Raw genomic sequence first — 12728 nt, forward strand, 5'->3', positions numbered from 1 at the left:
TCTGGCACAACGACAAGGAAGGGCAACCCATCAAGCGGTCACTGATCGCCTACGATCACTAACCGCGACGGCACCCCTTGGACTCATTCATCTAGTCGTACGGAGCTCGCCCCGGATCTCACGGCGCTTCCGGTCCCGGTGCTCACCGACACGGACGCGGGCCCCTATCTGACGCTCGGCGCGGTCCTGGCGACCGATCCGGAGACCGGGGTGCGCAACCTCTCGATCCACCGGTTGTGCGTGCAGGGCCCCGACCTGCTGTCCATCTGGATGGTGCCGGGCCGGGACCTGGAGGCCGCCCACCAGGCGGCACAGCGCCTTGGCCGGCCGCTAACGGTCGCAATCCACCTGGGCCTGGCCCCTGCCGTCCTGCTCTCTTCCTGCTGCCCGGCCTCACTGGTTCCGCGGGGAGTCGACGAACTGGCGGTGGCGGGCGCGCTGGGCGGCACGCCGGTGGAGCTGACGTCCTGCCGGACGGTCGACGCGGAGTGCATCGCGCACGCCGAGTACGTCCTGGAAGGCGAGCTACTGCCCGGCCTGGCCCCGGAGAACCCCCAGGGCCCAGCCGCGACACCGGAGTTCCTCGGCTACCAGGGCCGGGCGCACCCCGCACTGCCAACTGTCCGGATCACCGGGATCACAGCACGCGAGGGAGCGATTCTGCAGACCGTCTCGGGCCCAGGGCACGAGCAGTCAGTGCTGCTCGGCTTCGGAATGGAGGCAGCGGTGCTCAGCCGACTGCGGCGGCAGGGCGCGCCGGTCACGGCGGTGCACTGCCACACGGCGGGCGGCGGCCAGCTCATGGTCGTCATCCAGTGGCAGGCCAAGCGGTCGGCCGCCGACGACGAGGCGGTGCGCAAGGCCGCGGAATCGGTCCTGGAGGAGTTCCGAATGGCCAAACTGGTCGTCTCGGTGGACGAGGACGTCGACCTGGAGTCGGACGCGGACCTGTGGTGGGCGATGACCACACGGCTGCAGGCGGACCGGGACGTCTCGGTCCTGCCGGACAGGGAGGGCTTCCCCCTGGACCCGACGCAGTCCACCGCGTACTCGGACGCCCTGTCCGCCGACGGCCGCACGGCCAAGGCCCACTTCGACTGCACCGTGCCCCACGCCCACCTCGCCCGCTTCCACCGCCCGCGCTTCACGGAGCCGGAACCAGACCGGCCGCCTCCCGCACCGCAGCGGCCAGCAGGGCGACCCCCTCGGTGATACGGGGGACGGGCAGGGCGGCGTACCCCATCAGGAACGACGGCTCGGTCGGCGGGTCCTGGACGAAGTAGCCGGACGCGGGGTACATCCGAACCCCGCGCGCGGCCGCCAGGCGCGCGATCTTGTCCTCCGGGACGCCGCGCGCCCCGATGAGGGTGACCAGGACGTGCAGGCCCGCCGCCTCGCCGGAGATACGCACCTCGGCGCCGAAGTGCTCGTACAACGCCTCCAGGAGGCGGGTTCGGCGCTGACGGTACAGGCGCGTCATACGGCTGATGTGGCGGGCGTACGCACCGGTGGAGATGAAGTCGGCGAGTGCCTCCTGGGCAACGGTGGGCGTCAGCCTGTCGGTGATCCACTTGATGCCGAGGAAGGGCCGCATGAGGTGCGGCGGCAGCACCGCGTAGCCGATCCGCAGGGCGGGGAAGAGCGTCTTGCTGAAACTGCCCACGTAGACGACTGTGTCCCGATGCCGCTCGGCGGCCAGCGCGGGCAGCCGCTCGTCGGAGAATGTGAACTCGTTGTGGTAGTCGTCCTCAAGGACCGTCGCCCCGTGTGCGTACGCCCACTCAAGGAGCCCGCGCCGCCGCCCCTCGGACATGATGAACCCGGTCGGGAACTGGTGCGACTGCGTCACATATACCAGCTTCACCCGCCTCGGATCGTGCCCCCGGGCCCGCACACAGGCGTCGATGTCCGCCACCCGCAGCCCCTCCTCGTCCACGGGGACGGGCACCACGGCGGCCTCGGAGCAGCCGAAGACCTGGCGCAGCACGGTGTGGCTGGGGTCCTCGATCACCACCACGTCACCCGACCCGACCAGCATCCGGACGAGGATGTCCAAGGCCTGAGTGGCACCGCCGGTGACCATGATGTGGTCGGGGGACGCGTCGAGGGCTCGGCTCTGCCGGACGAGAGCGGCGATCTCCATACGCAGGGTCAGCGATCCCTCGGCCGGCCGTAGCCGAGCGCGGCGATGTCGGCGCGCCCGTACGCGTCGTGCATGGACTGCCGCCAGCGGGCCACGGGGAAGTCCGCGAGCGCCGGGGTGCCGTGCCGGAAGTCGAGCGCGGTGCCCGGGTGGTGGGTGGGCGGCGGCTCCCAAGGCTGCCACAGCGCGTTGCCGCCATCGGTCGCCCTGGGCGGCTGCGGGGCAAGCGCCGGGGGCGCCATGTGAGGGGCACGTGGCGGAGCGGCGCCACCCACAAGACCAGCGACCTTGGTACCCGAGCCGCGCCGTGCAGTGAGGATGCCATGGGCGCGCAGAAGCTCGTAGGCGCGGGTGATGACGGTCCTGGACACATTGAGCTGCTGGGCGAGTTCGCGGGACGCGGGCACGGGGTCACCCGGCCGCAGCTGCCCCCACCGGACCAGGGCCGTGACCTGGTCGCACACCTGCTGCTGCAGCGGTGTGCCGCCGTCCCGGTCCAGGACGATGAGCAACTCCGATGACCCCACGTCCCCCTCCGTTTCCCCTACCTAGGCCGAGTCTGCCATGGCGGCGGATCCGCTCCGCGGGGCTCCGGCGATCACGCGACGTTCGGCGGCTGCTCCGCCGCGCGTGGGCGACTCAGTTGGGATCACCGCCGAGTCGCGTCCAGGCTTTCGCCGATACGCCTTGGCCGTCCCGAGTCCAAGGTGCAGCAACTGATCGAGGGCTAATGGGTGTGCGTGGCCTTGGTCTTTGGCGCCCATTGCATACCGATCGCGTCGAGGGCAGCAATGCGGTCGGCGGTGAGGTGTTCCCTGCGGCGGCGGGCGTTGTTGATCCATTGGCCCAGGCGCACTGGGTCGCCGTCCAGGTCTTCGATGTGCCGCTGGGGAACGTTGAGGTGTCCTTCGCGGGCGTGGAAGGCACTGGCTGCGGCCAGCGCGCGCTGGAAGGCACGCTCACGGGCCGGTGACCTGCGGGGGGTCGTGGGCTGGGGCCAGTGGCCTGCTGGGGTGTGGAGGACAAGGCCCACCCCGGCCAGGAGGCGTCGTTGTTCGGGGTGGAGCCGTTCGGGGTGGGTGCGTTGGGTGTGGAGCCACTCCCCCAGGCGTTGTCCGTCGTCGGTGGTGTGGTGGCGGGGCAGGTCGAGGGTGTGGCCGGCTTCGGTGTGGCGGCGGGCTGCGTGGTAGTGGCGTTGCCAGGTCAGTGGCCAGGGCGGGTTCCACCAAGGGTCGAGGACGGTGAGCGCTGCGGTACGGGCGGGGGTGTGGTGGTCGGCGCGGGTGCGTTGGGTGGCGAGCCAGCGGCCGAGGGGGAAGTCGTCGTGTCGTTCGTCGACGGGAACGGCGAGGTGTCCGTGGAGAGCGGCCCAGGCGTGGGCGTGGGCGAGGCCGCGGTCCCAGGCTTGTTGGTGTGGGTCCCAGATGATGCCGAGGCGTTCGAGCGCTGCGGTGCGGGCGGGGTCGAGGGCGCCGGTGGTGTGTAGGTGGCGTTGCCAGGTGAGCCAGGTGCCCAGGGGGTAGCGGGCGTCGTCTTCGAAGGTTTGGGGGACGTCGAGGTGGTGGTGGGTGCGGTGGTAGCGGCGGGCGGCGGTCAGGCCGCGGCGCCATTCGGCGCTCTTGGGGGCCAGGACGCGCAGGGTGAGGGCGAGGGCGACTTCTTCTTCTTGTGTGGGGCGGTCGAAGCGCAGCCAGGCGCCCGGGTCGTCGGAGGTGAGGGTGGGGCGGTTGGTGCGGGGGTCGGCGAGGCGTGCGGTGAGGCGTTCGTCGTGGGCGCGTAGGGCTTGGACGGTGCGCCATAGGGGGGTGTAGGCGTCGGCGCCCAGGAGGTCGTCGGGGTCTTCGTCGGGGGTGAGGTAGACGGGGACGATGAGGGTGGCTTTTTTGCCGGCGCCGGGTGGTTGGCGCAGGGCGCGGCCGACGGCTTGGACGGTGTCGATGGGGCTGTTCTTGGGGTCGGCGAAGACGACGGCGTCGATGGTGGGGACGTCGATGCCTTCGCCCAGGACGCGGGCGTTGGCCAGGACGGCGGGGGTGTGGCTGTCGGTGTGCTGGGCGAATTCCAGCAGGACGCGGCGGCGGATGCGGGGTGGGTGGGTGCCGCTGATCCAGTTCGACCACAGGCCGGCGGGCTGGAGGTGGGCGGGGAGGGATGCGGCGGTGTCGGTGAGTGTGGTGGCGAACGCGCGGGCGTCGGCGACGCGGTGGTGGAAGGTCAGGACGCGGCGCAGCTGGTGGTCGTGGATGGCGCGTAGGACGGCGACTTGGCGGCCGGCTAGGCGCAGGCCGTCGGCTCCGGCGCCGGGGCCGGTGGCGAGCCAGTCCCGCAGGGTGGTGTTGTCGATGACGGGGACGAGGATCTGGTAGTCGGCGAGGAGGCCGAGGTCGATGGCGTCGGAGAGGGTAAGGCGGTAGGCGACGGGCCCGAAGAGCGTCTCGTCGTCCATGGAGGCCACGGGATCGTCGCTGCGGTCGGCCTCGGGGTCCCAGATGCGGGGGGTGGCGGTGAGGTAGAGGCGCCGCGCGGCAGGGACCTGATCGTCGTGGTGGATGGCGGCCCAGGCTTTGCCGAGGCGGCCGGCGGTGCGGTGGGCCTCGTCGACGACCACCAGGTCCCATGGCGGGAGCTGGTGGCTTTGGTGTGCGGTCAGGAGGGTGGGCAGGGAGGCGTAGGTGGCGTAGACGGTGACCGGGCCACTGTGGGTGGTGAGTTCTGCCAGTTCGGCGGGCTTGGTGGTCATCGGGATGTCACCGGCTGGCTGGTGGTCCATGGCTTGGCGGGCTGAGCAGACGGCGATCGCCGGGCCTTTGCGTCCGGCCACGTGCCAGGACCGCACCGTCTGGGAGAGCAGGTCCAAGGTCGGTACCAGCACCAGAACCCTGCCGCGGGCGGCGAGGCGCGCGGCGGTGCGCGCGGCGATCAGGGTTTTGCCGGTGCCGCAGGCGGCCACCACACTCGCCCGGGCATGGGCGCGCAGCGTCTTCGTGGCCGCGGTGACGGCTTCGGCCTGGTGGGGCCTCAGTTCGAGGTCGGTGAGGGCCATGGTGTGCGCCGCTCCGATGCTGAGCTGGGCGGGTGGGGGCGGTGGCATTGTTGCACCGCACCTTGGGGGTTATTCGGCTGCTTCGGTAATGAGGGCCAGGGTGGAGCCGCTGGCGGCCTTGCGGACGTGGAGCCGGTGGGTGACGCGGCGGCGCAGTTCGGGGACGTGGCTGATCAGTCCGACGGTGCGGTCGTGGGCGCGCAGGGAGTCCAGTACGTCGAGGACGTGGTGGAGGGTGTCTTCGTCCAGGGTGCCGAAGCCTTCGTCGATGAAGAGGGTGTCCAGGGCGCGGCCGCCTGCCTCGTGGGTAACGACGTCGGCGAGGCCGAGGGCGAGGGAGAGGGAGGCGAAGAAGGATTCGCCGCCGGAGAGGGTGTCGGTGTCGCGGTCGCGGCCGGTCCAGGCGTCGGTGATCTTGAGGCCGAGGCCGGAGCGTCCACCGCGGGCAGCCCGGTGGTCACTGTGGGAGAGGGCGTAGCGGTGGTCGGACATAAGGGTCAGGCGGGTGTTGGCGGCGGCGACGACTTGTTCGAGTCTTGCGGCCAGGACGTATGCCTCTAGTTCCATGCGGTCGTTGTTGCTGGGTGAGGTGCCGTGGATGAGTTCTTGGAGGTGGTGCACCGTGTCGTAGGCGCCCTGGAGGGGTTCCAGGCGCTGGATGCGGGTGTCGAGTTCTGTGGTGAGGTGGGTGAGGTTGTCACTGCAGGTCCGGGAGCCTGTGGCGGCGGCGACGGCCTGGGTGTGCTGCTCGGCGGCGGTTTCGCGCAGGGCGAGGGCAGCCTCGAGGTCGGCGGGTGGCTGGGCTGCGGCCTGCACGAGCTCGGGTTTATCCAGGACGGCGGTGTGCGCTGCGCGCTGGTGGCTCCATTGCTTGATCTCTTCTTCGACGGCGTGGGCCGCGTCGTCGTCGAGCAGTGCCTGCTCGACGGCTTGGAGGGTGTCGAAGCCCTGGGCTTGGGCAGCGGTGGCGGCGTGGGCGAGGCGTTCGTCGCGTTCAAGGGCGGTGCGGGTGGTGATGGAGGCGGCTTCGCTTGCGGTCTTGAGCTGGTCGGCGCTTTGGGTGAGTTCGGTGACGCGGGCGGCTACCGAGGGGGCGTCCTCACGTGCCGCGTCGAGCTTGGTGGTGAGGTCCTTCAGCCGTGCAGCGGCGTGATCGTAGTCCGCGTTGAGCGCCGAGAGCTGTTCGCCGGCTGTGGTGTCCTTGCGGGTCATCTCGGCGTGTTCGCGCTCCAGGGCGGCGAGTTCTTCGGACGCTGTGCCGAAGTCGGCGGCCTGCCCCAGGGCTTGTGCCAGTTCCTCCTCGAGGGTGCGGCACTGGGCCTGGATGTGTGCCAGTGGGAAGTCGCCCGCCTCTCCGGCTGCTGACGCTGCTCGTTCACGGGCCTGCTGCAGCGTGGCGCTCACGGCCTGCTCATCCTGCTGGGCCTTAAGGTGTCGGGTTTCGGCATCCTGCTCGTCGGCCCGGTCCGGCTGGCCGGGATGCGGGGCGGCCGGTGCGGGGTGGGTGCAGGATCCGCAGACCGGGCACGGAGCACCGTCTTCGAGGCCGGCGGCGAGCTCGGCCGCCATGCCTTCGGTGCGCTGGCGCCGGATGTCGATGTAGGCCGCGGCGGCCGCGGCGGTGAAGGCGCTGGCGGTGGCCAGGTGCTGCTCGGCCTCGGTCACTGCGGCGAGATGGGTGTCGCGCTGTTCGGCTGCGGTCACGCGCCGGCGTACGTCTTCGAGGGTGGTTGCGTGGTGGCGGCTGTCGGCTTCGGCGCTGCGGGCGGCGTCCATGCGGCCGGTGAGGACCGTGCGGCGGGCGGGCGCCTGCTCGAGCCAGGTGCGGGCCTCGCGCTGCTCGGCGGCGGATTCCACACGCTCGGCGTCGAGACGTTCGAGGTCAGTGGCGAGCTGCTGAACAGTTGCTTCTTCCGGTAGCAGCGCTTCGGCGACGGCGGCCTGGGCGCGCAGCTGCTGTTCGGCAGCGGTGAGTTGATCGGCCGTGGCCGTGGCATGGCCGGAGGCCAGGTGGCTGCGGGCGTCGGCCTCGTGGAGGGCGGCGCGGTCGTGCTCGGTGCTGGCGGTGTTCGCCGCGTGGACGAAGGCGGCGAGTTTGCCGGCTCGGCGGGCCTGCGTGAGCTGATTGTTCAGTTCCTGCTGTCGGGGCGCCTGCTGCTGGAGCAGGTCGAGCTGTTCTTGGGCGTTGCGGTGCTCGGTTTGCTGCTGGTGGAGTGCGCGGACGGTGAGTTCGAGAGCCTGCTGGGTGCTCAGGTCAGCGGCTGTCCTCGTTGCCTGCGCGGTCTTTTCCTCCAGGTCCGATGCTGCGGCGTGCGCCAGGGCAGTGGCCCAGGTGCGGGTAGGCCCGGTCAGGGTGTGCGCATCGTCGCTGGTGGGGGCTGGGTGTTCGTGGTCGAGGTCGCCCGCGGCCTGGTGGATGCGCTCGATCAGGCTGGTCACCTCGCTGCGGGCAGCTGTGAGTGCCTTCTGCACCTCCCGGCTGTGCTCCAGGAGCCAGCGGTCGATGTCGGCGAAGCGGCCGGTGCGGAAGAGCTTTCCCAGAAGCTCTCTGCGCTCGGGGGCCTTGGCGCGTAAGAACTGGGTGAACTGGTTCTGCGGCAGGAGAACGACTTGGCAGAACTGGTCGCGGCTCATGCCCAGCAACGTGAGGATCGCGTCGCCGGCCTCTTGGTGGGACTTGCTGGATGCCTCCCACCGTCCCTGCCCCGAGGCGTCGTGCCTCCACTCGCGCAGGGTGGTTAGCGCGCTCTGGAGGGTGGCTCCTGTTCCACGGGCCTTGGGCCTGGTCTGCTGCGGGGTTCGGGTGATCTCCAGGCGGCGGCCGCCAAGGGTGGCCTCCAGGGTCACCTGGGTGAGCAGGTGCGAGGGGGCGTGGTCGCTGCGCAGCAACAGATCCCGGTCGCCGGGGGGTTTGCCGTACAGGGCGTAGCAGATGGCGGCGAAGACTGTGCTCTTGCCGGCGCCGGTATCGCCGTGGAGGAGGAAGAGGCCGTCGGTGCACAGGGAGTCGAAGTCGACGGTGTGGGTTCCTGCGAAGGGGCCGAATGCCTGCAGGGTCAGGCTGTGCAGGCGCATTTAGACGGTCACCTCTTGTGTGGCGTGGATGCGGGAAACTTCGACGGCCTGGCGCAGCAGGTCGTGCTCGGTGGGGGTGGGGTCGGTGCCGCGGACTTTTTTGACGAAGTCGCAGGCGATCTCGAGGTCGGTGCGGCCCTCGAGGCGCTGGGTGTAGGTGGGTCTGTCCGCCGGCTCGGCTGTGTCTGGGCGTTTGTGCAGGAGCTGCATGGTGTGCGGGAAACGGCGCCGCAGTTGGGCCATGGGCTCGTACGGAAGGGCGGGGTCGGTGAGGGTGACCTGCAGCCAGGATCCGGTCAGGTGCTCGTGGGCGGGGTTGGTGAGCAGGTCCTGGAAGGGGCCCTTCAGGCAGGCGAGGGGGCGTGGCACGGGGGTGGGTATGCAGGTGGGGGTGACGGTTGAGTCGCCGTGCAGGTCGACCACGGTGAGGGTCTTGGTGTGGTCGGCTTCGGAGAAGGAGTACGCCAGGGGTGATCCGCTGTAATGGATGCGGTCGCCGATGGTCTGGGCTCCGTGGAGGTGGCCGAGCGCGACGTAGTCGATGCCGCCGAAGGCGCTCGCGGAGACGTAGTCGATGCCGCCGACGGTGATGTCGCGCTCGCTGGTGCAGGGCTTGGCGTTGGCCACGAAGGCGTGGGCCAGGACGACGGAGCGCGTCCCGGTCGGGTAGGTGGCGAGGTCAGCGCGGATGCGGTCCAGTGCCGCGGTGAGCACCGCCTGGTGGCTCCTGTCTGCCTCGAGTTCGTCGCGGGTCAGCGAGGGCTCCAGGTAGGGAATGCCGTAGATGGCGACAGTGCCGTGCTCGTCGTCCAGCAGAACCGGAGTGGTGCAGGCAGTGACCGGGTCGGTGCGCAGGTGGACACCGGCGCGGGCAAGGAGCCGTGAACCGACTCCGAGCCGGTGAGCGGAATCGTGGTTGCCGCTGATCATGATGATCGGCAGGCGGAGATCAGCCAACTGGTTCAGGGCGTCGTTGAACAGCCGCACTGCGTCCAGGCTGGGGATCGCGCGGTCGTAGATGTCTCCTGCCACCAAGATCGCGTCGACCTGCTGATCGCGTGCGGTGTCGTGCACATGGGTGAGGAAGGCGCGCTGGGCATCGATCAAGTCTGCCTCGTGGAACCGGCGGCCCAGGTGCCAGTCCGAAGTGTGCAGGAACCTCATAAGCACAGACCGTAATCATCCGTGCAGGTGTTACGGATGGTTTTCCGGATAAACGGATTCCTCCACGCGGGTATGGCAGCAGGTGAGGGAAGGTTTCTCCTCTTGGGCGGCAGCCCCTACGGCGGCGGAGCGGTACCAGGCGATTGTCAGTGGCAGGAGGGAAGATGAGCAGTGGGGGAAGGGAGAAGGACATGTCATCACCGCGTTCTGCTCAGCCCGTGCGTGAGCTGGCGCCTGGCGGCTGCCGGTGGTGCGGCATCGAAGCGCGCGGGCATGCCCGGCAGTGGGTTCCGGAGGCAGGCTGGCATGCGTGGACGGCGCCCACGGCCGAGCAACGCAAGGAACGCATGCGCGAGCGGCGACGGAGCCGCCGGGGCACAGGTCAGTGAGCCAGCTTCTGCAGCTGCTGGAAAACGTCCCGTAGTTGCTGCGGTACGTCCTGCGGCCTGTGGAGCGTGGTGGTGAGGCCGTAGACCATGGCGGGTTTGCCGCCGGGGCTCCGCTCCCCCGCTTCGCTCTTGATCATGCGCAGGATGTTCTCGCTGAACTTCTTGCCGCCGCGGTGGGCCTCGAAGTCGTCGGCACTCCAGGTTTGTGGAGCGGGGCGGGGCCAGAGTTTGTCGGCTGCCGTGGCCCACTGTTCGTTGGTGAAGAGTTCTTCCAGTTCATTGCGCCCCTGGGCCTCGCCGACGTAGGAGACCTGGGTTGCGAGGTCGAGGCCGGCTCGGCGCAGTCTCTCGTCTTTGAGGAGTTTGTTGTTGCGGCTGTCGGCGTCGATCATGAGCATGACGGTGCGCTGGTGTTTGACGAGGTAGCGGGCGAGGTGCAGCGCCCCCTCGTTGTTGTCGCAGGCCCACAGGGCGATGCCGGCCGCTTGCAGGGACAGGTTCTGGGAGAGGCGGAACAGCAGGGGGATGCTCTGCTGCTCGGTTTCTCCTTCCACGGCGAGGAAGCAGCGTTGGTGGAGCAGGACGGAGTTGCGCAGTCCCAGGGCTGCGGCGATCTGTCCGAGGTGGAAGTCGATGCCGTCGTGGCAGTCGTCGATGAGGCGTTCGACGACGGTACGGCCACGGTCGTTGAGCTTGAGATGGACGACGTCGGCGATGTCGACACCGTCGATGAGATTCATGGAATGGGTGGCCACCATGACGCTGACGTGCGGCAGGGCGCACTGCTTGCGGATGATGTCCATGACAGTGCGCTGGTGCCGGTAGTCGAGGTGGGTGTCGGGCTCGTCGTAGACGACGATCGTCTGGGTCGGTTCCTCGCCGTCAGGCTCGCCCGCGGCCGCCAGCTCAGCGTCTTCCAGGAGATTGCTGGTCCATTCCCATACCGCGAGCGCGATACGGCGGGTACTGCCCTGGCCGGAGCGAGTCAGGTCGACGGGTTCGCCGTCGGCCCGGGAGACCTCCAGCGGTGCCCTCTTGAAACCGCCCTTGAAGGAAACTTCAGGTCTGACCTGGACACCGACGAACTCGTCACAGTGCCGGCGGATGTGCTGGCACAGCGAGTCTGCTTCCTTCTCCAGGCGCTGGGTGATCTCCGCTTCGATCCGCCGCACCTGCTTCTGGAGAGTCTCGTCCTCGAGATGGGTTTCGTAGCAGCTGCTCAGTGCGGTGCGCACGGCGTCATCAGGGCTCTCGTCCTTACCCCCGAACAGCAGGAGGCGGGGCAGACGGGCCTCGAGCTGCTTGGGCAGCGGCTGCCACCGCTCGACCTGGGGTGCGCTGCGGGCGTAGGCCGCCACGGCAGCGAGCAAGTCATCTTTGAGCGGGCTGGCCGGGGAGAGTCCGAACTCCGCGACGAGGTCGGCAAGCGGCTGCTTCAGCAGCCGGTCCAGGCCGCGCAGACGGCTGTCGGCAGGCTGCCGACCGTAGTACTCCCAGCAGGGCGTTTCTCCCGCTCGTGCGATGCGGCGGATCCTGGCCGGGGCGGGAAGATCTCCCAAAGCGCGTTCTGCCGCATCGAGGGTGAAGGTGCCCTCTACCCACGTTTCCTCGCAGCGGCGGCCGACGGATCCGTCGCCCTGCAGGTAGGTGCGGTCCTCGTCCGTGAGGCGGTGGGCGCCGAGGAGGAAGGAAAGGGCCGTCAGAACGGCGCTTTTCCCTCCGTCGTTACGTCCGGCGAGGATGGTCGGGCAGCTGACGGGAATGCCAGCCACCTGTGTCAGCGAGCGGAATCCGGAGGCAGAGAAGCTGTCGAGGTGCACTGTTCAAGCTGCTCCGTATCTCTCTGTCACCCCCGATACGGGAGTGGGGCATGTGCGAGCGAAGAGGCTTGTGTTCCTCAGCGCGGAGAACGTCATCCTAGAGCCCGCAGCTCAACTGCCCGCCCGTTTCGGCGTGTTCGGCGCCGATCTCGCCCCGGGCAGTATCAAGGTCATGCAGCGGGCGCACGCGGGGGGAACTGCACGGAGGGCGGACGCTGCTGGGTGCGCACCGCTGCCTCCGGAGCGGCCAGCGGGACCGGCACCCACCAGGACGCCTAGTCTCGTTCCCCTTCCAGACAGCCCTCGCCGTGAACACAGGTCAGCGACGCTCTTCCGTGCCTGAACAGCCGGGAGTGAACTGCCCCGGCAGAGCGTCAAGCCACCGCGTCGGGCGACGCCCACGTGACACCACAGGACTGCGGCTCGCAGACATGCGCCACCAACGCCGGGAGTGAAGGGAGAACGCAGCACAGCGTGTGACGGGCGTGGGCACCCGCGGCCGCCGGAGCGAGGACCAGGCAGATCACTGGGTCAGGGCGAGTTGGGAAGTCATGCGGCCTGTTCCGCCTGTTCCGCGATGATGCTCCCGAACACGTCGTCGAAGCGGTGGGCTCGACGGGTACTGATCAGGTAGTAAGAGCCGCTGGAGTGGCGGGACGCGTTCGAGGGGTAGTGCATGACCTCTACTGGCGTAAGGACCGTCAGGTCGCCGAACACGTAGTACAGGGGAACTGGTGCGTACATGCCCAGGAACTGAAGTCCCGCAAGGAGGCACTTGCGGGATATGGCGTAGCGACTGGTCATGGTGCTGGGCATCCGAGTCTTGGCGTCGATGGTGATGAGGTCCGGGCCGCGGGCTGCGATCAGGTCGGGGAACTGGCGCAGCGGGGAGTCGGTTCGCCTCAGCGCGTTCTGGATCGCGGCGGGGTAAGTGCCTTGGCCGTACGGGTGCACGGCCCATCCGCGGTGTTCGAGTTCCTGAGTGATGCGTTGTTCGTGCTGGTCGCCGATCTCCTTGCGTAAAGGCCAGTTGGCCACGTGTCCCTCCCCCTCATCCGGGCGTGGTACCAAGTCTTGCTATTTTGTATTACCAC

General features: G+C 69.2%; 8 protein-coding genes. 1 reads left to right on the forward strand and 7 read right to left on the reverse strand.

Annotation, left to right across the window (positions count from 1 at the left end):
• Positions 1 to 54 precede the first annotated feature (54 nt).
• On the forward strand, positions 55 to 1212 hold the full coding sequence (locus ABZS71_RS28160; RefSeq protein ID WP_356214674.1) for a UbiD family decarboxylase: 1158 nt from the start codon (positions 55 to 57) through the stop codon (positions 1210 to 1212).
• On the opposite strand, the gene ABZS71_RS28165 is transcribed toward ABZS71_RS28160, so the two are convergent.
• The 7 genes from ABZS71_RS28165 to ABZS71_RS28195 all read right to left on the reverse strand — a co-directional run bounded on the left by ABZS71_RS28165 (position 1145) and on the right by ABZS71_RS28195 (position 12672).
• Positions 1145 to 2230: a PLP-dependent aminotransferase family protein gene (locus ABZS71_RS28165; RefSeq protein WP_356214675.1), complete on the reverse strand. Its 1086-nt coding sequence runs from the start codon at positions 2228 to 2230 to the stop codon at positions 1145 to 1147. The genes ABZS71_RS28160 and ABZS71_RS28165 overlap by 68 nt on opposite strands.
• On the reverse strand, positions 2152 to 2670 hold the full coding sequence (locus ABZS71_RS28170) for a GntR family transcriptional regulator (RefSeq protein ID WP_356214590.1): 519 nt from the start codon (positions 2668 to 2670) through the stop codon (positions 2152 to 2154). The genes ABZS71_RS28165 and ABZS71_RS28170 overlap by 79 nt, the downstream gene beginning before the upstream one ends.
• Positions 2671 to 2870: 200 nt before the next feature.
• On the reverse strand, positions 2871 to 5234 hold the full coding sequence (locus ABZS71_RS28175; RefSeq protein WP_356214592.1) for a Helicase associated domain protein: 2364 nt from the start codon (positions 5232 to 5234) through the stop codon (positions 2871 to 2873).
• 21 nt (positions 5235 to 5255) lie between these two features.
• Positions 5256 to 8261: an SMC family ATPase gene (locus tag ABZS71_RS28180; RefSeq protein ID WP_356214594.1), complete on the reverse strand. Its 3006-nt coding sequence runs from the start codon at positions 8259 to 8261 to the stop codon at positions 5256 to 5258.
• Positions 8262 to 9425: an exonuclease SbcCD subunit D gene (locus tag ABZS71_RS28185; protein ID WP_356214596.1), complete on the reverse strand. Its 1164-nt coding sequence runs from the start codon at positions 9423 to 9425 to the stop codon at positions 8262 to 8264.
• Between the two features lie 382 nt (positions 9426 to 9807).
• Positions 9808 to 11634, reverse strand: a complete 1827-nt coding sequence (locus ABZS71_RS28190) for a hypothetical protein (protein WP_356214597.1) — start codon at positions 11632 to 11634, stop codon at positions 9808 to 9810.
• Positions 11635 to 12183: 549 nt separating this feature from the next.
• The gene (locus tag ABZS71_RS28195; protein ID WP_356214598.1) at positions 12184 to 12672 is read right to left on the reverse strand and encodes a hypothetical protein; all 489 of its coding nucleotides are present in this window, start codon (positions 12670 to 12672) and stop codon (positions 12184 to 12186) included.
• Positions 12673 to 12728: the final 56 nt, after the last annotated feature.

The organism is Streptomyces sp. NPDC005393 (assembly GCF_040606675.1).
Classification (GTDB): Bacteria; Actinomycetota; Actinomycetes; order Streptomycetales; family Streptomycetaceae; genus Streptomyces.

Coding starts and splice junctions, on each gene's coding strand:
- ABZS71_RS28175 (WP_356214592.1), bottom strand. CDS start 5,234: ATGCCACCGCCCCCACCCGCCCAGCTCAGCATCGGAGCGGCGCACACC.
- ABZS71_RS28180 (WP_356214594.1), bottom strand. CDS start 8,261: ATGCGCCTGCACAGCCTGACCCTGCAGGCATTCGGCCCCTTCGCAGGA.
- ABZS71_RS28185 (WP_356214596.1), bottom strand. CDS start 9,425: ATGAGGTTCCTGCACACTTCGGACTGGCACCTGGGCCGCCGGTTCCAC.